Annotated in this window: 22 protein-coding genes; 8 read left to right on the top strand and 14 right to left on the bottom strand. The window is 59.4% G+C overall.

Features of this window, described 5'->3' with window-relative positions; all coding sequences use genetic code 11:
- Positions 1 to 59 precede the first annotated feature (59 nt).
- From msrQ to mrcB, 9 genes are all read right to left on the bottom strand, one after another.
- Positions 60 to 680, bottom strand: coding sequence for a protein-methionine-sulfoxide reductase heme-binding subunit MsrQ (gene msrQ / locus E4P01_RS00285; RefSeq protein ID WP_032879472.1), 621 nt, complete (start codon positions 678 to 680; stop codon positions 60 to 62).
- Complete coding sequence (msrP, locus tag E4P01_RS00280; RefSeq protein ID WP_032879471.1) at positions 680 to 1,693, bottom strand: protein-methionine-sulfoxide reductase catalytic subunit MsrP; 1,014 nt, start codon at positions 1,691 to 1,693, stop codon at positions 680 to 682. The genes msrQ and msrP overlap by 1 nt, the downstream gene beginning before the upstream one ends.
- 63 nt (positions 1,694 to 1,756) lie before the next feature.
- Entirely contained in the window at positions 1,757 to 2,614 is an 858-nt protein-coding gene (gene pssA / locus E4P01_RS00275; protein ID WP_005791399.1) for a CDP-diacylglycerol--serine O-phosphatidyltransferase, read from the bottom strand.
- 144 nt (positions 2,615 to 2,758) lie between these two features.
- Entirely contained in the window at positions 2,759 to 3,775 is a 1,017-nt protein-coding gene (gene ilvC / locus E4P01_RS00270) for a ketol-acid reductoisomerase (protein ID WP_003194132.1), read from the bottom strand.
- Positions 3,776 to 3,822: 47 nt separating this feature from the next.
- Positions 3,823 to 4,314 carry an acetolactate synthase small subunit gene (ilvN, locus tag E4P01_RS00265; RefSeq protein WP_003176102.1) on the bottom strand — a complete coding sequence of 164 codons (492 nt, stop codon included), beginning with the start codon at positions 4,312 to 4,314 and terminating at the stop codon, positions 3,823 to 3,825.
- Between the two features lie 2 nt (positions 4,315 to 4,316).
- Positions 4,317 to 6,041, bottom strand: coding sequence for an acetolactate synthase 3 large subunit (locus E4P01_RS00260; RefSeq protein ID WP_005791407.1), 1,725 nt, complete (start codon positions 6,039 to 6,041; stop codon positions 4,317 to 4,319).
- Positions 6,042 to 6,472: 431 nt separating this feature from the next.
- Positions 6,473 to 6,802 (bottom strand): YqcC family protein, encoded by a 330-nt coding sequence (locus E4P01_RS00255; RefSeq protein ID WP_032879470.1) that lies wholly within the window; start codon positions 6,800 to 6,802, stop codon positions 6,473 to 6,475.
- A complete protein-coding gene (locus E4P01_RS00250) occupies positions 6,802 to 7,536 on the bottom strand; it encodes a tetratricopeptide repeat protein (RefSeq protein ID WP_005791411.1) in 735 nt (244 codons plus the stop codon). Before E4P01_RS00250 ends, E4P01_RS00255 begins: the two co-directional genes overlap by 1 nt.
- Before the next feature lie 16 nt (positions 7,537 to 7,552).
- Positions 7,553 to 9,877, bottom strand: coding sequence for a penicillin-binding protein 1B (mrcB, locus tag E4P01_RS00245; RefSeq protein WP_005791412.1), 2,325 nt, complete (start codon positions 9,875 to 9,877; stop codon positions 7,553 to 7,555).
- Positions 9,878 to 9,995: 118 nt separating this feature from the next.
- Here mrcB and E4P01_RS00240 point away from each other — a divergent pair, with 118 nt between their 5' ends.
- The 3 genes from E4P01_RS00240 to E4P01_RS00230 all read left to right on the top strand — a co-directional run bounded on the left by E4P01_RS00240 (position 9,996) and on the right by E4P01_RS00230 (position 12,462).
- Positions 9,996 to 11,552, top strand: coding sequence for a bifunctional aminoglycoside phosphotransferase/ATP-binding protein (locus E4P01_RS00240; protein ID WP_078822314.1), 1,557 nt, complete (start codon positions 9,996 to 9,998; stop codon positions 11,550 to 11,552).
- Positions 11,553 to 11,642: 90 nt separating this feature from the next.
- Positions 11,643 to 11,987 carry a pentapeptide repeat-containing protein gene (locus E4P01_RS00235; RefSeq protein WP_032879466.1) on the top strand — a complete coding sequence of 115 codons (345 nt, stop codon included), beginning with the start codon at positions 11,643 to 11,645 and terminating at the stop codon, positions 11,985 to 11,987.
- A gap of 202 nt (positions 11,988 to 12,189) precedes the next feature.
- Positions 12,190 to 12,462, top strand: coding sequence for a TfoX/Sxy family protein (locus tag E4P01_RS00230; RefSeq protein ID WP_005791418.1), 273 nt, complete (start codon positions 12,190 to 12,192; stop codon positions 12,460 to 12,462).
- A 243-nt stretch (positions 12,463 to 12,705) separates the two neighbouring features.
- Here E4P01_RS00230 and E4P01_RS00225 read toward each other — a convergent pair whose 3' ends face one another.
- Genes E4P01_RS00225 through E4P01_RS00215 form a run of 3 tightly spaced genes read right to left on the bottom strand, consistent with a single transcriptional unit; the run spans position 12,706 to position 15,385 of the window.
- Complete coding sequence (locus E4P01_RS00225; protein ID WP_078822315.1) at positions 12,706 to 13,473, bottom strand: heme ABC transporter ATP-binding protein; 768 nt, start codon at positions 13,471 to 13,473, stop codon at positions 12,706 to 12,708.
- The gene (locus tag E4P01_RS00220; protein ID WP_177327434.1) at positions 13,473 to 14,456 is read right to left on the bottom strand and encodes an iron ABC transporter permease; all 984 of its coding nucleotides are present in this window, start codon (positions 14,454 to 14,456) and stop codon (positions 13,473 to 13,475) included. Before E4P01_RS00220 ends, E4P01_RS00225 begins: the two co-directional genes overlap by 1 nt.
- 50 nt (positions 14,457 to 14,506) lie before the next feature.
- Positions 14,507 to 15,385 carry an ABC transporter substrate-binding protein gene (locus tag E4P01_RS00215; RefSeq protein ID WP_103734794.1) on the bottom strand — a complete coding sequence of 293 codons (879 nt, stop codon included), beginning with the start codon at positions 15,383 to 15,385 and terminating at the stop codon, positions 14,507 to 14,509.
- Positions 15,386 to 15,541: 156 nt separating this feature from the next.
- Between E4P01_RS00215 and E4P01_RS00210 the strand changes: the two genes are divergently transcribed.
- A complete protein-coding gene (locus E4P01_RS00210) occupies positions 15,542 to 15,859 on the top strand; it encodes a Rieske (2Fe-2S) protein (RefSeq protein WP_032879462.1) in 318 nt (105 codons plus the stop codon).
- On the opposite strand, the gene sfsA is transcribed toward E4P01_RS00210, so the two are convergent.
- Both sfsA and E4P01_RS00200 read right to left on the bottom strand, forming a co-directional pair.
- Positions 15,856 to 16,569 (bottom strand): DNA/RNA nuclease SfsA, encoded by a 714-nt coding sequence (gene sfsA / locus E4P01_RS00205; protein WP_005791427.1) that lies wholly within the window; start codon positions 16,567 to 16,569, stop codon positions 15,856 to 15,858. The genes E4P01_RS00210 and sfsA overlap by 4 nt on opposite strands.
- Positions 16,569 to 17,741 carry a pyridoxal phosphate-dependent aminotransferase gene (locus E4P01_RS00200; RefSeq protein ID WP_005791428.1) on the bottom strand — a complete coding sequence of 391 codons (1,173 nt, stop codon included), beginning with the start codon at positions 17,739 to 17,741 and terminating at the stop codon, positions 16,569 to 16,571. The genes sfsA and E4P01_RS00200 overlap by 1 nt, the downstream gene beginning before the upstream one ends.
- Positions 17,742 to 18,060: 319 nt before the next feature.
- Between E4P01_RS00200 and dksA the strand changes: the two genes are divergently transcribed.
- The 4 genes from dksA (at position 18,061) to E4P01_RS00180 (ending at position 22,642) form a co-directional block, all read left to right on the top strand.
- Positions 18,061 to 18,495, top strand: a complete 435-nt coding sequence (gene dksA / locus E4P01_RS00195) for an RNA polymerase-binding protein DksA (RefSeq protein ID WP_005791430.1) — start codon at positions 18,061 to 18,063, stop codon at positions 18,493 to 18,495.
- Positions 18,496 to 18,577: 82 nt separating this feature from the next.
- Positions 18,578 to 19,465 (top strand): tRNA glutamyl-Q(34) synthetase GluQRS, encoded by an 888-nt coding sequence (gene gluQRS, locus E4P01_RS00190; RefSeq protein ID WP_032879458.1) that lies wholly within the window; start codon positions 18,578 to 18,580, stop codon positions 19,463 to 19,465.
- Positions 19,466 to 19,527: 62 nt separating this feature from the next.
- A complete protein-coding gene (locus E4P01_RS00185) occupies positions 19,528 to 19,704 on the top strand; it encodes a hypothetical protein (RefSeq protein ID WP_003176118.1) in 177 nt (58 codons plus the stop codon).
- Positions 19,688 to 22,642, top strand: a complete 2,955-nt coding sequence (locus E4P01_RS00180; protein ID WP_005791453.1) for a sensor histidine kinase — start codon at positions 19,688 to 19,690, stop codon at positions 22,640 to 22,642. Before E4P01_RS00185 ends, E4P01_RS00180 begins: the two co-directional genes overlap by 17 nt.
- Positions 22,643 to 22,648: the final 6 nt, after the last annotated feature.

The raw sequence follows: 22,648 nt of genomic DNA, 5'->3' as shown, positions 1-22,648 counted from the left end.
TCGACTGCGCCGGAAGTGGGGCGAATTATAGGCTTCCAGAATCTGCCGTCAAGGGTTAATTACACTTTTGTGGCAGAAGGTGTCTTTTTAGCAATAAGGCGAGGGATTCGGCGCATCACCGGTGGCACCCGCAACAAAAGAAGCAGTGCACCAATGGAAGCGTAGACAGCCCATTCCTTCAGATCAGCCCGAACTATCCAGAGCATGTGCAGCAAACCCAGGCCCAGGATCACATAGGTCAAGCGATGCAACTTCTTCCAGCGGCTACCCAATCGACGCTGGCTATAGCGGTTGGATGTGACAGCCAGCACCAATAGAGCCATAAACCCCAGCGCCCCCACAATTATGTAGGGCCGCTTGCGCAGTTCTACGCCGAGCTGCGACCAATCGAGCCCAAGGACGAACACGCAGTATGCCGCCAAATGCAGTACTACATAGGCGAAGCACCACAGCCCCAACTGCCGGCGTACCGCGATCCACCCTGCCCAACCGCTCAACTTCTGCAGCGGCGTCATCCCGAGCGTGATCAGCAGTAGGATCAACGTACCCAGCCCCAAGCGATCGACCAGCACTTTGCCCGGATCAGGCCCCAGGGCAAAACTCCATGCTTCATACAACCAGAGCAATGGCCAAACCGCCGCAGCTATAAAGACTCCAATGCGCCAGATTGGAAAGCGCATCAGTAGTTCTTCCGCAGATCGAGACCTGTATATAAAGACGCGACCTCATCCGCGTAGCCATTGAACATCTGCGTATCGCGCACGTTCGGGCTGAACAGGCCACTGGGTAGACGTCGCTCCCGCGCCTGGGTCCACCGCGGATGATCGACCGTAGGGTTCACATTTGCGTAGAACCCATACTCATCAGCCGCAATGCTCTGCCAGGTGGTTTTCGGCTGCTCGCTGACAAGGCTGATCCGCACGATGGATTTGACACTTTTGAAGCCGTACTTCCACGGCACCACCAAGCGCAACGGCGCACCATTCTGATTAGGCAGCTCGCGCCCATACATACCTACGGCGAGAATCGCCAGCGGGTTCATCGCTTCGTCCAGACGCAGCCCTTCTACATAAGGCCAGTCGATCAAGCCGAAACTGGAGCGCTGCCCAGGCATGCTCTTCGGGTCCTGGAGGGTTTCAAAACGGATGTACTTCGCTTTGGAGGTAGGTTCAACCTGCTTGAGCAAGGCCGAGATCGGGAAACCGATCCACGGAATCACCATCGACCAGGCTTCAACGCAGCGCAATCGATAGATCCGTTCTTCCAGCTCATAGGGTTTCATGAAGTCTTCCAAGGCATAACGCCCAGGCTTGGCCACCTCACCATCGATCACAACACTCCACGGCTCGGTCTTGAGCGCACCTGCATTCGCCGCCGGGTCGCCCTTGTCGGTACCGAACTCATAAAAATTGTTGTAGTGGGTTGCATCCTTGAACGGCGTGATCGCCTCGTCCTTGACCGTCACCGCCTGCCATTTCGTACCAGGAAGCTTCTCGGCAAACCAGTTGGGCGCCCTGCCCGCTTCGACATCGGCATAACGCGCCGCATCGCCCGCACTGGCCCAACGCGGCAAGCTACTGGCGGCAATACCGGCCAGCGCACCGCCGAGCAAACTGCGACGAGAGAAATAGAGGGATTCAGGCGTGACATCCGATTCATGGCAATCGGACGCTTTGGGTAGTTTGATTAACATGGCAACTCCGCAGCATTGGAGAACTGATGCACCAATAGACTGCGGAGTATGGGGGAAATTACATTAAGGCAATGTTTTGTCCCGGCGCAGATGCAGCAAATACTGAATCGGACCAGACGCGGCGTAAACCAGGAACGCCAGCAGCAGAATCCGCGGCGGATCACTGAACACCACTGCAAACACAAGCACCACCACAAGGATCGCCACGAAAGGTACGCGCCCTTTGAGGTCCAGCTCCTTGAAGCTGTTGTACTTGATATTGCTGACCATCAGCATCCCGGCCGCTGCAACCATCAACGCTACCAGGAACGACATCTTCGACCCCTGGATGCCGTAATCACTGAACGCCCAGACGATACCCGCCACGACGCCGGCGGCTGCCGGGCTGGCAAGCCCGATGAAGTAACGCTTGTCGGCAGTGCCCACCTGCGTATTGAAACGCGCCAGTCGCAACGCGGCACCGGCGACATAGATGAAGGCAACCATCCAGCCGACCTTGCCCATGTCACCCAATGCCCAAGCAAAAGCCAGCAGCGCAGGGGCGACACCAAAGGCAACCATGTCCGACAGCGAGTCGTACTCGGCGCCAAAAGCACTTTGGGTGTTGGTCATCCGCGCTACGCGCCCATCCAGGCCGTCGAGCACCATGGCCACGAAGATTGCGATGGCAGCAAAACCAAAGTACTTGCTGGCACTCGCCGCATCACCTGCCGCCAGCGCACTTTGGGCACTCATGGAGTTGATGATGGAATAAAAGCCGGCAAACAGGTTCGCCGTCGTAAACAGATTGGGCAGAAGATAGATGCCACGATGCCGGACCTTACGGCCTTCGGCGTCATGCCCTTCTTCGACATGTTCATCGATCGGCAGCATGCTTTCGGCGTCGGAAGCCTGGTTTGGCTCTTCGGGACGTTCGCTCATGGACTTTACCTTGCAACGGTGTGAAAAAATTCGACAGATACTTGCGGCGAGTGTTCGCCCGCAAACGATGCAGCTTTATACCAGAACCGGCCCGTCAAACGAAAAAACGCGGCCTAAGCCGCGTTTTCCCTTGATGCGTACGACTTAGTTCTTGGCTTTGTCGACGATCTTGTTGGCACCGATCCACGGCATCATGGAGCGCAGTTGCTCGCCGATGACTTCGATACCGTGAGCGGCGTTGTTACGGCGCTTGGCGGTCATCGAAGGGTAGCCGGTAGCGCCTTCGCTGATGAACATTTTGGCGTATTCGCCGTCCTGAATACGTTTCAGGGCGTTGCGCATGGCCTGGCGGGACTCGGCGTTGATCACTTCCGGACCAGTCACGTACTCACCGTACTCGGCGTTGTTGGAGATCGAATAGTTCATGTTGGCGATACCGCCTTCGTACATGAGGTCAACGATCAGCTTCAGTTCGTGCAGGCATTCGAAGTAGGCCATTTCCGGCGCGTAGCCAGCTTCAACCAGGGTTTCGAAACCGGCTTTGACCAGCTCAACGGTACCGCCGCACAGAACGGCTTGTTCGCCGAACAGGTCGGTTTCAGTCTCGTCCTTGAAGGTGGTTTCGATAATGCCGGTGCGACCACCACCAACGCCAGCAGCGTAGGACAGTGCAACGTTTTTGGCGTTGCCCGACGCGTCCTGGTAGATCGCGATCAGGTCAGGGATACCACCGCCTTTGACGAACTCGGAACGCACGGTGTGGCCCGGCGCTTTCGGCGCGATCATGATCACGTCGAGGTCAGCGCGCGGCACAACCTGGTTGTAGTGAATCGCGAAGCCGTGGGAGAAGGCCAGGGTGGCGCCCTTCTTGATGTTCGGCTCGATTTCGTTCTTGTACAGCGAGGACTGGAACTCGTCCGGGGTCAGGATCATGACCAGGTCGGCAGCCGCTACGGCGGAAGCAACGTCGGTCACTTTCAGGCCGTGGGCTTCAGCCTTGGCAACAGTAGCCGAACCTTTGCGCAGGCCAACGGTGACGTCCACGCCGGAATCTTTCAGGTTGCACGCTTGTGCGTGACCCTGGGAACCGTAGCCGATGATGGCGACTTTCTTGCCCTGGATGATCGACAGGTCACAATCTTTATCGTAATAAACTTTCATGAGGTTCCTCTATATATCCAGGCCGTAAGGCCATTCGCTAATTTGGGTTAGATGCTGAGTACTTTGTCGCCACGGGCAATCCCGGTGACACCACTGCGTACGGTTTCCAGAATCGAGGCTGTCCCGATCGACTGGATGAAGCTGTCCAGCTTGTCGCTTGTACCGGTCAGTTGAACGGTATAAACGCTGGCGCTCACATCGACGATCTGCCCGCGATAAATATCGGTAGTGCGCTTGATCTCGGCACGCTGGGCACCCGTGGCCTTGACCTTGACGAGCATCAGTTCGCGCTCGATGTGGGCGCTTTCCGACAGGTCGACCAGCTTGACCACTTCGATCAGCTTGTTGAGGTTCTTGGTGATCTGCTCGATCACCTCATCGTGGCCAACAGTGGTCAACGTCAGGCGCGACAGGGTCGGGTCTTCGGTCGGCGCCACGGTCAGGCTTTCGATGTTGTAGTTGCGTTGCGAAAACAGGCCGACAACACGGGACAAGGCGCCGGGCTCGTTCTCCAGAAGCAGGGAGATAATATGCCGCATGATTAAGTACGCTCCGTCTTGTTCAGCCACATGTCGCGCATGGAGCCGTCTTTGATTTGCATCGGATAGACGTGCTCGCTGGTATCGACCTGAATATCGATGAACACCAGGCGGTCTTTCATGGCGAACGCTTCTTCCATCTTCGGCTTCAGATCTTTCAAATCAGTGATGCGAATGCCGACGTGGCCATAGGCTTCAACCAACTTGATGAAATCCGGCAACGATTCCATGTAGGAGTGGGAGTGACGGCTACCGTAGCTCATGTCCTGCCATTGACGAACCATGCCGAGCACGCCGTTGTTCAAGCAGACGATCTTCACTGGAAGACCATATTGCAGGCACGTCGACAGCTCCTGGATGTTCATCTGGATGCTGCCTTCGCCGGTGACGCAGGCAACGTCGGCATCCGGGAAGCTCAGTTTCACACCCATGGCCGCAGGGAAACCAAAGCCCATCGTGCCCAGGCCACCGGAGTTGATCCAGCGGTTAGGCTTGTCGAACTTGTAGTACTGCGCCGCGAACATCTGGTGCTGGCCCACGTCGGAGGTTACAAAGGCGTCGCCCTTGGTCACTTCGCACAGGGTTTCGATCACGGTTTGTGGCTTGATGATGCTGCCGTCGCCCTTGTCATAAGGGAACAGGCCGCGATCACCACGCCATTCGTCAATCTGCTTCCACCAGCTGGCAACGGACTCCTTGTTCGGTGCCTCGCCGATGTCCTTGAGCGCTGCGACCATTTCGGTCAACACGCTCTCCACCGGCCCCACGATCGGCACATCGGCCTTGATGGTCTTGGAGATGGACGCCGGGTCGATGTCGATATGGATGATCTTGGCATTCGGGCAGAACTTGCTCGCACCATTGATCACACGGTCATCGAACCGCGCGCCCACGGCCAGGATCACGTCAGCGTGGTGCATGGTCAGGTTGGCGGTGTAGCTGCCGTGCATACCGAGCATACCGACGAACTGGCGGTCCGTACCCGGGAATGCGCCGAGGCCCATCAGGGTGTTGGTCACCGGCAGGTTGAGCAGCTTGGCCAGTTCGGTCAGCGGAGCGGAACCGCCGCCCAGAATCACGCCACCGCCGGAGTACAACACGGGGCGCTTGGCTGCCAGGAGCATTTCTGCCGCCTTGCGGATTTGCCCCGAGTGCCCGCGGACGGCCGGGCTGTAGGAACGCAGCTTGGCTTTCTTGGGGAAGATGTATTCGAATTTTTCGGCCGGGTTGGTCATGTCTTTCGGGATATCCACCACCACAGGGCCCGGACGACCGGACTGTGCGAGGTAGAACGCCTTCTTCATGACTTCCGGGATTTCCGACGCGTGCTTGATCATGAAGCTGTGTTTCACGATCGGGCGGGAAATACCGATCATGTCGGTTTCCTGGAAAGCGTCGGTGCCGACCATGGTGCTTGGCACCTGGCCAGAAATGATCACCATCGGGATGGAGTCCATATACGCAGTCGCAATACCGGTAATGGCATTGGTTGCGCCTGGGCCAGACGTTACCAGTACCACGCCGGCTTTACCGGTGGCACGGGCGTAACCGTCAGCCATATGGGTCGCGGCCTGTTCGTGGCGAACCAGGATGTGGGTAACAGCCGGTTCCTTGAACAGTGCGTCGTAGACATGCAGCAGAGCACCACCTGGGTACCCGTAGATATAGTCGACGCCTTCGTCACGCAAAAAGCGGACGAGCATCTCACCGCCAGATAAAAGCTCCACGTTGTTCACCTCTAAAACGCCAGAATACCGTCCGTTAAAAACCGACGGGTCTTAATAGGTTTACTTCTCAACAGAGCATGAGCGACGGTGGTCGCCGACTACGTCAGCACTGACTGAGCAAGTATTGGGATCGTCCCAAGTGTTGCGGGCTTTTCCCACCCAGCGCGAGGTAACGCGTTGCGGGTGTTACAGGTCGGCGCGGGTGTGCGCCTCATGATCTGCTGAGCGGGCCTGCTTCTGGCAGTCCCGATACAGCGGACTTTGGATTCTTCTGTTTCAGGCCCTTCAAGTCAAGCAATAATTGCGCTTTTTTCCAACTAAGCGCATGAGAACGTAGAAGAAAGGGCTTTGAGGAGGGATAAAACTCGCCTGAATGTCGTCAAGCGGTAGAAATGTGCGCAAGACTGCCGGAAAACCCGGCAGTCAGGCAATTAACGAGCGTCGACGATCAATTGATCGAACTTTTTCAGCGCGTTACGCAAGCCGAGGCTCTCCCGCGGTCGGTCGGCATAGACCATCTCGGCCATTTCCAGGATCCCCGATGCATTCGGCAAGGGCAGGTCCTGTTCAAGGATCTGCTTCATGCGTACCAGGAAGATCCATTGCAGCCACTGGTGGAAGTCCAGGGTATCGACTGAAAAGGGTTCGACACTGCTGAGCGCTTCAGCACCGGGGGACTCTTCATCCCACCAGCCCTGCACGCGCAGTTCTCGCTCGATCAGCAATAGCTGTTCGGCGATCGCTGGGAAACGTGCATCCATCAGAGGCTGACCTTGGCTTTCTGTCGCGCCTGGGCGGCACCCGCTGCATCGCCCTGGGCGGCACGCGCATCACCGATCAAGGCCCAAAGGCTGGCTTGCAGGTCTGGGCGGCCATTGGCCAGGCTCAGGCCACGGCGAGCGAATTGCTCCGCCTGGGGCGCATCGCCCTGGGCCATGCGCACCTGGGCCAGGCGATACAGCACTTGTGGCTCACGCGGCGCCACGCGCTGGGCACGTTCAAGGCTCGACGAGGCGCCATTCAAATCGCCACCCGCCTGCTGCTGCTGAGCGGTGGTGAGCAGCGCCAGCACCGGGCCATCGAGTTGTTCGTCAGCCGACAACCCGCCCGCATTGGACGATGACGGAATACCGCTCGGCGTCGAAGGCATGTTATAGGTGCCCTGGTTGACCGGCGCGGTTTGAATCGGCGTGGCGTTAACCGGCCCGGAAGTGCTAGGGCCTGGGGTCCATGGCTCGGCGCTGATAGGCGCCGAGGTTGCAGCACCACTGCCAGGCACCATCACCACGACGCCGGAGTCCTGGGGAATTGCTTGGGTTGCAGCCTGGGCAGGCCGCTTGACTACCGTCTGACGGAAGCCGCCATTGGCCGAAATGCGGTCGTTATTGGAGACGGACGTGCTTGAGTCCACCACAGGGATGGAGCCGCGCTGCACGCTGGAGCAACCGCCGAGCAAAGCCAGAGCCGTAATTGCTGGAATCCACAACTTGTTCACTTGAAACCCTCTTTGCTTAATTCATCCAGCCCTTGACCCAATCCATCACCGAATCCGCGTCAGCAGGGGCACTGCCACCGCACGCAGGGCCGGGTGGTGGTTCGCTGCCGCGAATATACGGCATCTGCACCGCCCCCGGACAGTTGGCATCAGAGCCCTGGCCGGTGTGCGGATCAATCCAGGCCTGCACGATATTGTCCGGCTGGGGCATGTTGAGCGGCAACGGGTCAGCCTTGCGCATGAAACTGGTCCATACCTGCAGCGCGCCGGTCGCACCGGTGAACGGCGTCTTGCCGTTATCGTCACGCCCCAGCCACACCACGGCCAATACATCCTGGCCGAAACCCGCAAACCAGCTGTCACGCGAGTCGTTACTGGTACCGGTCTTGCCCGCCAGCGTCAGGTTCGACGGCAGCACGCTGTACACCGAGCGCCCTGTACCCTCACGCATCACACGCTGCATGGCGTTCTGGATCAGGTAGATAGAGCCCGCGTCAAAACGCTGCTGGATCTGGAACGGGTAGCGCTTGAGCGGTTCGCCTTCGGCGGTCAGCACACTGCGGATCCCGCGCATCGGTGTATTGAAGCCACCGTTGGCGAGGGTCTGGTACATGGTCGCCACTTCCATCGGGGTCATGGCCGCAGCGCCCAGAAGCATGGACGGGAATGCCGGGAACTCACGCTCCACCCCCAGTCGCGCGATGGTTTTCAGGACATTTGGCACACCGACCTCAAGCCCCAGGCGCGAGGTGGAAATATTGTAGGAATGCGCCAGCCCCTGATACAGGAACACCGTGCCATGGGAACGGCGATCGAAGTTCTTCGGCGTCCATACCTGGCCATTCGCTCCTTTGACCGACAACGGGTCATCCGACAGCCAACTGGTCAGCGTGTACTTGCTGGGTTTTTCCAACGCACTCAAGTAGACCGCAGGCTTGACCAGCGAGCCAATCGGCCGCACGGCGTCCAGTGCGCGGTTGAAGCCGGCGAAACTGGCCTGGCGGCTGCCGATCATGGCCTGGACTTCACCGGTTTCCGGGTTGGTCACGACCATGGCGGCTTCGACTTCATCCGAGCCTTTACGGCCGGTCAGGCGTTTGAAGGTGTCGTTGACGGACGCTTCGGCCTTCATCTGCAGGATCGGGTCGAAGCTGGTGAAAATCCGCAAGCCCTCTTCGGTCAAGTCTTCGTCGCGGTAGTCTTCACGCAACTGGCGCTTGACCAGATCGATAAAGCCGGGGAACGAGCTATCGGCCAACTTGCCGCGAGTGGTCACACCCAACGGCATTTTCTTCGCGGCGGCCACTTGTTCAGCCGTCGCGACACCCTGCTGCTCCAATACATCGAGTACCAGATTGCGACGTTCGAGCGCACGCTCCGGGTTGCGACGCGGATTGTAATAGGACGGCCCCTTGACCATGCCCACCAGCAGCGCGACCTGATGCAACTTCAACTCGGATAACGGTTGCCCAAAGAAAAACTGGCTGGCCAAACCGAAACCGTGCACCGCGCGCTGGCCATCCTGACCGACGAATACCTCGTTGAGGTACGCCTCAAGGATTTCCTGCTTGCTGTAATGCAGCTCCAGCAACATCGCCATCATGGCTTCGGTGAGTTTACGGGTGAGGCTGCGCTCGTTGGTCAGGTAGAAGTTCTTGACCAATTGTTGCGTGAGCGTACTGCCGCCCTGGGTCATCTTGCCACCGGAGGTGTTGACCCAGACAGCGCGGGCAATCGACTTCGGCGAGACGCCCCAATGGCTGTAGAAATCGCGGTCTTCGACCGCCACCAGGGTTTCCAGCAAATAAGGCGGTACCTGATCAAGCTTGATCAGGATGCGATCTTCTAGGTTTTTCGGATAAATACCGCCAATCATCAACGGTTCCAGGCGCACTACCGGCAGCTTGGAGCCATTGAGCGAGGACAGTTCAGCCACATAATCGCCGGAGAAACGCACGCGTACCGGCTGAGCTTTTTCCAGGCCTTCGTAGAACTGGAACCCACGGGTGTTCAGGTCGACGGTGTTGCCGCTGACGGCTGCGGCGCCGGGGCCATTGCTCACAGGTTCGCGGCGATAGCCCAGTGCGTCGAGCTCGGTAAGGAAGTCCTCCTTGCTCAGCTTCTGCCCGGAGAACAGTTCCAGCGGGCGTGCATACACCTTGGCCGGAATCGTCCAGCGCTTGCCAGAGAATTTTTCCTGCACCACGGCATCGAGGTACACCGCAAAGCCGGCGACCACCACAAGGCCAACCAGGCCCAGCTTGAGCGCCCAGCCCAACCAGGGGCGCAAGCTGCGGGAAGGAGGTTTTTTACGGGAACGGGGAGATCGGGTTCGAGTCATGGCGGCGGATTATACGCACTTTATTGATGATCAACATGAGCCGGACAGCGGTTTGCACGACTGGCATCAGCAGCCATAATGGCCACGATGATTTCTCCCAGACTTTGAAGGATCGCCCGTGAGCCAGTCCCTGATCGCTGCCCTGCAAAACCCGGCTTTATACCCTCATCCGGTTGAAGCATTTCAAGTCATCGAGACCCATATTTCCTGGGTGGTTCTGACAGGTCCCTATGCTTACAAATTGAAGAAACCGATGAACTTCGGATTTCTGGATTTCACCGATCTGGAAAAACGTGGCCACTTCTGCAATGAGGAGCTGCGTCTCAACCAGCGCTTGACCAAAGATTTGTATCTCGAAGTGTTGCCGATTACCGGCACGGCCGACGCGCCGCAGTTGGGCGGCGACGGCCCGGTCATCGAGTACGCACTGAAAATGCGCCAGTTCCCGCAAAGCCAGATGCTCAGCACCCTGCAAGCCAACAGCGAACTGACCAACGCCCACATCGACGAGATGGCCAGTCAGATTGCGCACTTTCACCTCACTGCCCCCAAGGTCCCGCAAGAGCACCCGGCCGGCACGCCGGATGAAGTCATGGCGCCGGTACGCCAGAACTTCGACCAGATTCGCCCGTTCCTGAGCGACAAAGCTGACCTGACTCAACTTGAGGCCCTGCAAGCCTGGGCCGAAAGCAGCTTCGAGCGCCTCAAGCCGCTGCTGGAACAACGCAAGCTCAATGGTTTCACTCGCGAATGCCACGGTGACATCCATCTGGGCAACGCCACCCTGATTGACGGCCACGTCGTGATCTTCGACTGCATCGAGTTCAACGAGCCTTTCCGCTTTACCGATGTGTACGCCGATACCGCCTTCCTCGCCATGGACCTTGAAGACCGTGGGCTCAAGTCTCTGGCGCGCCGCTTCATCAGCCAGTACCTGGAACTGACCGGCGACTATCAAGGCCTGGAAGTGCTGAATTTCTATAAAGCCTACCGTGCGCTGGTACGTGCAAAGGTTGCGCTGTTCAGCATGCCGAGCGAGGCAAGCCCGGTGCAGCGCGCCACTACCCTGCGCCAGTACCGCAACTACGCCAACCTGGCGGAAAGCTACAGCACCATTCCGTCGCGCTTTCTGGCAATCACCCATGGTGTTTCAGCGGTAGGCAAGAGCCATGTAGCCATGCGCCTGGTCGAGGCCCTGGGCGCCGTACGCCTGCGTTCGGATGTGGAGCGCAAGCGTCTGTTTGGCGAGCAGCAGGTCGAAAACGCGCCACAGGCCGGCATCTACAATCAGGACGCCAGCATTGCCACCTATACACGCTTGAACGAAATTGCCGAGACCGTACTACGCGCAGGTTACCCGGTGGTGCTGGATGCGACCTTCTTGAAACGCGCTCAACGTGATGCGGCAGCCCAGATCGCCGAAGCCACCGGCGCGCCATTCCTGATCCTCGATTGCAACGCACCTCAAGCGGTTATCAGCAGTTGGCTGGCACAACGTCAGGCGGATCAAAACGATCCGTCCGACGCAACGCTAAGCGTTATCCAAGAGCAGCAAGCCAGTCGTGAGCCGTTGACGGCGCAAGAGCTGTTGCTGAGCAAGCGCGTGGAAACCAATGAAAGCGGAACGCTGGATGCGTTGGTCGCGCATATTCGCCAGCGCCTCCCGGGCTTGTAAGCAATATTTCCTGGTCGTGTCGCCCACATGGCGCACGACCCGGCAATATAGCCACTATAATGACATCACCACCTAACAGGAGTCGCTATCGTGAGTCAGCCCAAGCTTCTTGATACCCCGCTCTATGCGCTCCTGCACAAGGATGACATCCGCGGCTTCAACCAGCAGCGCCCTCAAGACGGCACCATCGATATGCGCGGTGGCGACTTCCGAGGGCTGGACCTGCGAGATCTGAACGCCGCAGGCGTTGACTTCACCGACGCCTATTTTCGCTCTGCCGACTTGCGCGGCCTGGATTTACGCGACTGCTCGATGGAAGGCGCGAGCCTGGCCCACGCGCAGATTTCCGGCACTTACTTCCCACCCGAGCTCACGGCTGACGAGATCCTGATGTCAGTCAACTTCGGCACTCGCCTACGCTACCGCACCAAGTAATCCACCTTCTGAACCCCGGCTTCGCCTCAAGCGTGCCGGGCGTTTCACGCCTGCCCGTCAGCTAAAGCATCGCCACATTCTTATAAGCTTTTCAGCCGTTCCTGCCCAAAGAACTGCGTTTTTCCTACTGAGCGCTACACTCATTTTCAGGCTGCCTGGTCACGATACCCACCGCACCATTCGGCCGTCGCAAGGAGGCTTGATGAACGATGAGCTGCAACACCTGAAAAACCTCGGCAAGACATCAGCGCAGTGGCTGCATGCGGTGGGTATCCACAGCGCGTCTGACTTGCGCCGCCTGGGCGCGGTCGATGCTTACCGAGCCGTACGGACTCGCGGCTTCCGAGCCTCGAAAGTTCTGCTGTACGCCATTGAAGGCGCATTGATGGATGTGCACTGGAACGACCTCCCCTCTGAACGCAAGGAGGCGCTGAACCGCCAGTTGGATGCCCTGTCAGCGCGGCAGAAAAACTAGATCGGCCCTCAAGCCCAATGTTTACAGGCATTACAAACGAGCGTTTGAGAAAAACTGGATGAGCAGATAAAACAATAGTTGACTCTCAAATGAGAATCGTTATGATTATCACAACTGGTCGCGAGATCAGCCGATAACTGAAAGACCATTGGTTCGGACTCTCAGATTATCTCCTCATCAGGCTAATCACGGTTATTTGACCCGGCTCTTGCCGGGTCTTTTTTTGCCTGCAAATTACTGACTTCAGCGCGCAATGATCAGCGGATGTCCCCGCTCCGGATGCGGTTGTACCAGCACATCCAGACCAAATACAGCCTTGAGTGGCTCAGGTTGCAGGACTGTTGCGGGCCTATCCAGAGCATGGGGGCGCCCGCCTTCCAGCAGCAGGATCCGGTCGCAGTAACGCGCCGCCAGGTTCAAGTCATGCAGGATCACCAGCACCGCAGCCCCCTTGTCGGCAAAGCTGCGAATCGCCTGCAAGGTGGTGTGCTGGTGCAGGGGATCAAGCATCGACGTTGGCTCGTCCAACAACAACGTTTGCCCCGCCTCACCTGGCCATAACTGCGCCAACACCCGCGCCAAGTGCACCCTTTGTCGCTCGCCGCCCGACAAGGCCAGGTAACTGCGGCCACTCAGGTGGCCCACGTCGGCCGCGTGCAGCGCCGCGCGGACGATTTGATCGTCGCGCACTCGCCCGGTCTGATGAGGCAAGCGCCCCATGCCCACCACCTCTTCGACACGAAAGGCGAAGTCCAGGGTGGACGTCTGTGGCAACACCGCCAGACGCTGGGCACGTTGCGCCCCTCCCAGACTCTTCAATTCTTGCTGGTCCAACCAGATCTTGCCCTCATCAGGCGACAACTCCCCGCACAGCGCTCCGAGCAAGGTACTTTTGCCCGCACCATTGGGCCCCAGCACGCCCAGCACTTCGCCCGGCAGCAGGTCCAAGGTGACATCGGACAACACGGTTTTACCACCGCGCCGAATCTGCAACGCTTCTACCCGCAGCATCAGGCGCGCCCTCGTAACAATAAATAGAGGAAAAATGGCGCACCGATAAATGCAGTGACAATACCGATCGGCAGTTCCGCCGGCGCCAACGCCAAGCGCGCCACCAGGTCGGCAAACAACAGCAGGCTCGCGCCCGCCAGCACTGACGCCGGCAACAGCACCCGATGATCCGGCCCCGCCAGCAGCCGCACCAGATGTGGCACCACCAAACCGACAAAACCAATCATGCCCGCAGCCGCCACGGCTGCGCCAACGCCCAGGGCCGTGCAGAACACCAACTCGCGCTTGAGCCCCTCAACATCAATGCCCAGATGATTGGCCTCCGACTCACCCAGCAGCAATGCGTTCAGCGCTTTCGCCCGGCGCGGCAACCACAGCGCCACGCCCGCGCTTACCAACAGCAAGGGCCACAACCGCGAATAGCTCGCGCCATTGAGGCTGCCCAGGTTCCAGAACGTCAGGGTGCGCAAGGTGGCATCGTCGGCCAGATAGGTAAACAGCCCCACCGTTGAGCTGGCCAGTGCCGTCAGCGCGATACCGGCAAGCAGCATCGTTGCGACATTGGTCTGGCCATTGCGACGCCCCAATCGGTAGACCAGTGCGGTAACGCCCAGCCCCCCCAGAAATGCGCACAGCGACAACAAATAGGGACCGAACGCATCCGGCAGCCCACCGAAGAACGAACCGCCGACAATCGCCACCGCTGCCCCCAACGCCGCACCGCTGGACACACCCACCAACCCAGGATCGGCCAGCGGGTTGCGAAACAACCCCTGCATCGCCACGCCCGACAACGCAAGGACACCGCCGACGGCCAGCCCCAAAAGGGTCCGCGGCAGGCGAATCTGCCCCAGAATCAATTCAGCCTGCTCCAACCCCGCCGCCTCAATCGGCACGCCCAATAGCCTTAACGCGGCTCTGAGCGTATCAATCAACGGCAAGCTGACCGGTCCGAGGGCCAATGAAAGCCAGATCGCCAACACACACAGCAGCGACAGGCCAATAAACAGTGTCTTGGGCTTAAGCAGAGTGGTCATGGAGCCGATTTAGCCTGGGACGGATAAAAACCAGCGGACAGTTTCACCAGGTTTTCTGGCAATCGCGGCCCCAGGCCACCCACCAGCAAGGTCGGATCCAGTTCAAACACTCGCCCACGCTTGGCTGCCGGTGTCGACGCGAGAATCGGGTTTTCCTTGAACAAGGCAGCGCGCGCCGCATCACCGGTCAGCGCGCGATCGGCAAACACCAGCACATCAGGACTCAACCCCGCCAAAGACTCGACTGAAAAGGGCTTATAGCCCGAGTGCGTGGCCAGGTTACGTCCGCCCGCCTGCTGCAATATCCAATCGGCGGCCGTGTCCTTGCCCGCGATCAGCGGCTTGCCACCGGCATGGCCCAGCAACAACAGCACGCCCGGAGCCTTTTGCGCCGCCTGGGCCTTGGTCACCCAGCTTTTTTGCTGCTCCAGCGCCTGCCCGTATTTGGCAAACAGTGCGTCTGCCCGGGTCTCACTGCCCAGCAGTTTTCCCAAGTGTTCAAGGTTGCCCTTCAATGTCGGCAAATCCGGCTGGGCCGAAAACATCTCGACCTGCACGCCGGCATTGCGAATCTGCGCCAGTACCGGCGGCGGCCCCATTTCCTCAGTGCCCACAAGGATTTGCGGGCGCAGGCTGAGAATGCCTTCAGCGGACAGCTGCCGCTGGTAGCCAATGCTCGGCAACGCCTTGAGCGACTGCGGATGCTGGCTGGTGGTGTCGACCCCGACCAATTTCGATTCGCCGCCTAAAGCCGTCACCCATTCCGATAGCGCCCCTCCAGCACTGACCCAGCGTTGTGGCAGTTCAGAGGCGTGTGCCCCGTGGTTGACCAGTAATGAGGCAACAAGCGCAATAGCGCTGGTACTCAGGCGCATAACAGGGTTTCCTTCCTAGGGCAGGGCCATTCAGGCACTCATCAATGTGACAGAACATTGCTGCCGGACATCGTATTAAGCACCCAGTCAGCTGACGGGCGAAGCGGCCATTTGATAATTGTTTGCATTTGAACGTCAAGGCACTTAAGGATTGAAATGAAGTTTCTCTGCCCCTCAAGCGACCTCGCACCCGACAGCAGCCGCGGTTTTGATATCGATGGCCATAAACTGCTGGCCGTGCGCCGAGACGGCATTGCCTACTTTTATCGCAACCGCTGCCCCCATCGCGGCGTCCCGCTGGAATGGCAGCCCGACCGCTTCCTCGACGCCAGCGCCAGCCTGATCCAATGCGCCACCCATGGCGCCCTATTCCTGATCGAGAGCGGCGAGTGCATCGCCGGCCCGTGCGCAGGCCAGAGTCTCACCGCCCTGCCCGGCCATGAGGATGAACAAGGCTTGTGGGTAGAACTCTAGTCGCCCAACAACACCTTCAGTCGACGCTCGACATACATCTCTTGCGGTGTGACCCGTACGCCGTAAGCCAGCACCTCCACACCCGCGGCCTTGGCCTCGCGTAACGCCGCAGCGTAACCGGCGTCAATTTCCACCGCTGGGCGAACCGCATCGATGCCCGACAAATTCACGCAATACAACTGCACCGCCCGCACGCCTTCACGCGCCAGGTGAGCCAGTTCGCGCAAGTGCTTGGCACCGCGCTGCGTCACTGCATCAGGAAAAGCCGCCACCGAGGTTGCGTCAAAACCCAGGGTGACGCTTTTGACCTCCACGAAGGCGGCGCCCTGTGGGTAATCCAGGCGGAAGTCAATGCGGCTCTTCTCCTGACCGTACGGCACTTCACGCTTGAGCGCCGTAAAGCCATTGAGTTCAGTGATCACGCCAGCCAGCAGCGCCTCTTCAACCAGCTGATTGGCCCGCGCGGTGTTGACGCACGCCAGCCGGCCCTGAGGCGTTTCGGCAATTTCCCAGGTGCCTGGCAACTTGCGCTTGGGGTCCGAGGACCGGCTGAACCAGACCTGGCCACCTTCGACCATGCAATTGAGCATCGAGCCGGTGTTCGGGCAATGAATGGTAAGCAACTCGCCGGTAACGGTTTCGATATCGGTGAGAAAACGCTTGTAGCGGCGGATCAGCCGCCCTTCTTCAAGAGGAGGATAAAAGCGCATCAGCCTTGCCAGCTCCGCAGGCCACGAGCGATGCGCTCCACCGCTTCTTGCAGCCGGTCAATATTTTGCGTGTAGGCAAAACGCACATGGTGGCCCGCTTGATAACGACCGAAATCCAGCCCGGGTGTAAAAGCCACGTGCTCGGTCTCCAGAAAGTGACGGCAGAACGCGAAGGCATCGCCGCCGAACGCGCTGATATCGGCATACAAATAAAACGCCCCTTCCGGCTCCACGGCGATACCGAATCCAAGCTCGCGCAGCGCCGGCAGCAGAAAGTCACGACGCCGGCCGAATTCGGCGCGGCGTTCTTCAAGAATGCTCAGGGTCTGCGGGGTAAAACAGGCCAAGGCAGCGTACTGGGCCATGCTCGGCGCACTGATGTAGAGGTTCTGCGCCAGTTTTTCCAATTCGCTGATCGCAGCAGGAGGCGCTATCAGCCAACCGAGGCGCCATCCGGTCATGCCGAAATACTTCGAAAAACTATTCAAGACGAAGGCGTCATCGTCGACTTCCAGCACGCTGGCGGCATCGGTGCCGTAGGTAAGGCCGTGGTAGATCTCGTCCACTACCAAGTGGCCGTTACGCGCTTTGACTGCACTCGACAAGCCTGCCAGTTCGTCCCTTGTGAGGACTGTGCCGGTAGGATTGGCCGGGGACGCAACCAGCGCGCCCACGCTGTCCTGATCCCAATGCCTGGCGACCAGATCGGCGGTCAACTGATAGCGGACCTCAGGCCCCACCGGCACCAATTGCGCCGCGCCCTCTACCAGCCGCAGAAAGTGTCGATTGCAGGGGTAGCCTGGGTCAGCCAGCAGCCAGTGCTTGCCAGGGTCGACCAGCAAGCTGCTGGCCAACAGCAACGCGCCGGAGCCACCGGGCGTAATCAAGATACGCTCGGGATCGACACTCAAGCCGTAGCGCTGCTGGTAAAACCCGCTGATGGCCTCGCGCAACTCGGGCACCCCACGGGCCGCCGTGTAGCGCGTCTTGCCGTTGGCCAGCGCAGCCTGGCCGGCCTGGATGATCGGCTCGGCGGTGGTAAAGTCCGGTTCGCCGATTTCCAGATGGATCACGTCGTGGCCGGCAGCCTGCAGCTCATTGGCGCGTGCCAGCAACGCCATGACATGAAAAGGTTCGATGGCGCGACTGCGCGCACTGTAGGGCTGAGCCATTAGCCTTCCTTAACGGTGAGGACAAAATCAGGATTCTACCGAACCCTCGCGGTAAAACATGCTCTATTGCCTGATTGGGGCTGCAAGTGCACCCTGCGCACGCTCGTAAAACAGCTAAAATCAACATTCGAGGCGATACATACCCAGTCATGGCGGGCTGCTGCAGTTTGCAACCCCTTTGCCCTGGAGCTCGACAACCGGGAGTAGCGCACCCTGAATCTATCTGGTAAGTTCGCCCGCTTGCAGCCGCAGGGCCGGCAGGTGTCGGTGACGTTGCAATCCTGCGCAATGGATTAGAAGAGTGAGAGGCGGTCTATTCATGTCCACCCAAGCAAAGCAACAGAGCATCAGCGGTTTCCAGCCCTACGTTGAATCCAAGGGCGAGGAATACATGGGCAAGCCCATGCGCGAGCACTTCTCCAAAATCCTGAAGCAGTGGAAGCAGGACTTGATGCAGGAAGTCGACCGCACGGTTGACCATATGAAGGACGAAGCAGCCAACTTCCCGGACCCGGCAGACCGTGCCAGCCAGGAAGAGGAATTCGCCCTTGAACTGCGCGCTCGTGATCGCGAACGCAAGTTGATCAAGAAGATCGACAAGACCCTGCAATTGATCGAAGACGAAGAGTATGGCTGGTGCGAATCCTGCGGCGTCGAGATCGGTATTCGCCGCCTCGAAGCCCGCCCGACTGCGGACCTGTGCGTAGACTGCAAGACCTTGGCTGAAATCAAGGAAAAACAGGTCGGCAAGTAACCCTGCCGAACTGAACGAATGGGGCGTGCAAACGCCCCATTTTTGTTTCTGGCGTTTACCGGTTTTGCAGTAGTATCCGCCCATGACAGCCTCTACCTATATCGGGCGTTTCGCCCCCACGCCCAGCGGCCATTTGCACTTCGGCTCCCTGGTTGCTGCCCTCGCCTCCTACCTCGACGCACGCGCCCAACATGGCCGCTGGTTGATGCGCATGGAAGACCTTGACCCTCCCCGTGAAGAGCCCGGCGCCCAGGCAGCGATCCTGCATGCCCTGCAAAGCTACGGCTTTGAATGGGATGGCGAGCTGGTTCGGCAGAGCGAGCGGCATGACGCCTACGCCAAAGTGCTGAATGACCTGTTCAACCATGGCCTGGCCTATGCCTGCACATGCTCGCGCAAGCAACTGGAACCCTACAACGGGATTTACCCAGGCTTGTGCCGCAATGCCGGCCACGACCAGCAGGATGCTGCCATCCGTCTGCGTGTACCTGAACTGGAATACCACTTTACCGACCGCGTGCAGGGCGAGTTCCGACAGCATCTTGGCCGCGACGCCGGCGACTTCATCATCAGGCGCCGCGACGGCCTCTACGCCTATCAGTTGGCCGTGGTCCTCGACGATGCCTGGCAAGGGGTTACCGATATCGTGCGCGGCGCCGACCTGCTGGACTCCACGCCGCGCCAGCTTTACTTGCAAGAGCTGCTCGGCCTGCGCCAGCCACGTTACCTGCATGTACCACTGATTGTGCAGCCGGACGGCAACAAACTGGGAAAATCCTACCGCTCCCCACCGTTGACCGCCGACCAGGCCACGCCCTTGCTGCTTCGCGCACTGCGCGCCCTCGGCCAGCCAGCCGGTAACGAACTGCTTTACGCAAGCCCACGGGAACTGCTGGATTGGGGCATTACGCACTGGGACGCGACGCAGATCCCGCGCACACTCACGCTGGCCGAAGCGCAATTGAGTTGAAGGCGCTTGCAGGTTGCCCGCCATCCGTTACCATCGCCGCAGATTTTTAATCAGAGGCCAATATGTACATCTATCGATTGGTCCTGTTGCTGGTCGTCGGGATCTACCTGTTCTCCCCCGCCATCATGGATTGGTGGATCGACGCCACGGGCGCCTGGTATCGCCCTTATCTGCTATGGCTGATCCTGATCGTCGTGACCTTCATCCTGCAGAGCCAAAAAGATGCCGATGAGCTTTAGCCTCACCCAGATGCTGCTGATCAGCGCTGCCTATCTGGCTGCGTTGTTCGGCGTGGCCTGGATCAGTGAGCGCGGAATGATTCCGCGGGCGATCATTCGCCATCCGCTGACCTACACCTTGTCCCTGGGCGTGTACGCCAGCGCCTGGGCGTTCTACGGTACGGTGGGCCTGGCCTATCAGTACGGCTACGGCTTTCTGTCCAGTTACCTGGGGGTGTCCGGTGCATTCCTGCTGGCGCCGGTGTTGCTGTACCCGATCCTGAAAATCACTCGTACCTACCAGTTATCATCCCTGGCGGACCTGTTTGCCTTCCGCTTTCGCAGTACCTGGGCCGGTGCGCTGACCACGATTTTCATGCTGATCGGCGTACTGCCGTTGCTGGCCCTGCAGATTCAAGCAGTGGCAGACTCCATCAGCATCCTGACCCGCGAACCCGTGCAACACCGTGTTGCCCTGGCTTTCTGTGCACTGATCAGCCTGTTCACAATTTTCTTCGGCTCGCGCCATATTGCTACCCGCGAGAAACACGAAGGTTTGGTGTTCGCAATTGCCTTTGAGTCGGTCATCAAGCTGATCGCCATCGGCGGCGTCGGCCTGTATGCGCTCTACGGCGTGTTCGACGGCCCGCAACAGCTGGAGCTGTGGCTGCTGCAAAACCAGACTGCCCTCGCCGCCCTGCACACACCCTTGCAGGAAGGCCCATGGCGCACGCTGCTGTTGGTGTTCTTCGCCTCGGCGATCGTAATGCCGCACATGTACCACATGACCTTCACCGAAAACCTCAACCCACGCTCACTGGTGAGTGCGAGCTGGGGTTTGCCGCTGTTCCTGTTACTGATGAGCCTGGCGGTGCCGTTGATCCTGTGGGCCGGCCTGAAACTGGGGGCCACCACCAACCCTGAGTATTTCACCCTGGGCATCGGCATTGCCGCCAACAGCCCGGCGTTGGCACTGCTGGCGTATGTCGGCGGTTTGTCGGCGGCCAGTGGATTGATCATTGTCACCACGCTGGCGCTATCGGGCATGGCACTCAACCACTTGGTGCTGCCGCTGTACCAGCCGCCGGCTGAGGGCAATATCTACCGCTGGTTGAAATGGACCCGCCGCGCGCTGATCGTTGCGATCATTACCGCCGGCTACGGGTTCTACCTGCTGCTCGGCGCAGGGCAAGACCTGGCCAACCTTGGCATTGTCGCGTTTGTCGCCACCTTGCAGTTCCTGCCGGGGGTGTTGTCGGTGCTGTACTGGCCGACCGCCAACCGCCGTGGTTTTATCGCAGGGCTGCTGGCGGGGATCCTGGTGTGGATCGTCACCATGTTGCTACCACTGGTCGGCAACTTGCAGGGCTTCTACATCCCGTTGCTGAACATGATTTACGTGCTCGACGACACCAGTTGGCACATGGCGGCCATTGCCTCGCTGGCCGCCAACGTACTGATGTTTACCCTGATCTCATTGTTCACCAACGCCAGTGCCGAAGAAACCAGCGCCGCCGAAGCCTGCGCAGTGGACAACGTGCGTCGCCCGCAACGCCGCGAACTGCACGCAGCCTCGCCCCAGGAGTTTGCCACGCAACTGGCCAAGCCTCTGGGCGCCAAGGCGGCGCAAAAGGAGGTCGAGCAAGCGCTGCGTGACCTCTACCTGCCGTTCGACGAGCGTCGCCCCTATGCCCTGCGCCGTCTGCGTGACCGTATCGAGGCCAACCTCTCCGGCCTGATGGGCCCCAGCGTGTCCCAGGACATGGTCGAAACCTTCCTGCCCTACAAGGCGGGCGGCGAAAACTACGTGACCGAAGACATCCATTTCATCGAAAGCCGGCTGGAGGATTACCACTCACGCCTCACCGGCCTGGCCGCCGAACTCGATGCCTTGCGCCGTTACCACCGCCAGACCTTGCAGGAACTGCCGATGGGTGTCTGTTCCCTGGCCAAGGACCAGGAAATCCTGATGTGGAACAAGGCCATGGAAGAACTCACCGGCATCGCCGCGCAGCGGGTAGTGGGTTCGCGCCTCAATACCCTGGCCGATCCGTGGAAAGAACTGCTTCAGGGGTTTATCAACCTGCCCGACGAGCACTTGCACAAGCAGCACCTGGCCCTCGACGGCCAGACCCGCTGGCTCAACCTGCACAAAGCCGCCATTGATGAGCCCCTGGCCCCCGGTAACAGCGGCCTGGTTTTGCTGGTGGAAGACCTCACCGACACGCAGATGCTCGAAGACAAGCTGGTGCATTCCGAGCGCCTGGCCAGTATTGGTCGTCTCGCAGCCGGCGTGGCCCACGAAATCGGCAACCCGATCACCGGTATCGCCTGCCTGGCGCAGAACCTGCGCGAAGAGCGCGAGGAAGACGGTGAAATCACTGAAATCAGCGGGCAGATCCTTGAACAGACCAAGCGCGTTTCGCGCATCGTGCAGTCGCTGATGAGCTTCGCCCACTCCGGCGCGCATCAAAACCAGGACGAAGCGGTGTGCCTGGCCGAGGTCGCGCAGGACGCCATTGGGCTTCTGGCCTTGAATCGGCGCAATTTCGAAGTACAGTTCTTTAATCTGTGTGATCCGGAACATTGGGTCGATGGCGACTCGCAACGCCTGGCCCAAGTGCTGATCAACCTGCTGTCCAACGCACGCGATGCGTCGCCGGCCGGCAGCGCTGTACGCGTCAAGAGCGAGGCTTTCGAGCACACGGTCGACCTGATCGTGGAGGACGAAGGCAGCGGCATCCCACAGAACATCATGGACCGATTGTTCGAACCCTTCTTCACCACCAAGGACCCCGGTGAAGGTACCGGTCTGGGCCTTGCACTGGTCTATTCCATCGTTGAAGAGCATTATGGACAAATCACCATCGACAGCCCGGCTGACACCGAAAGCCAACGCGGCACCCGTATCCGGGTGACCTTGCCGCGTCATGTCGAAGCGACGTCCGCTGTGAACTGAGACCGT

Source organism: Pseudomonas sp. NCIMB 10586 (genome assembly GCF_023127895.1).
Taxonomy (GTDB): Bacteria; Pseudomonadota; Gammaproteobacteria; order Pseudomonadales; family Pseudomonadaceae; genus Aquipseudomonas; species Aquipseudomonas synxantha_A.
The sequence above is the reverse complement of the archived record's forward strand: the minus strand, read 5'-3'. Positions and strand labels throughout refer to the sequence as shown.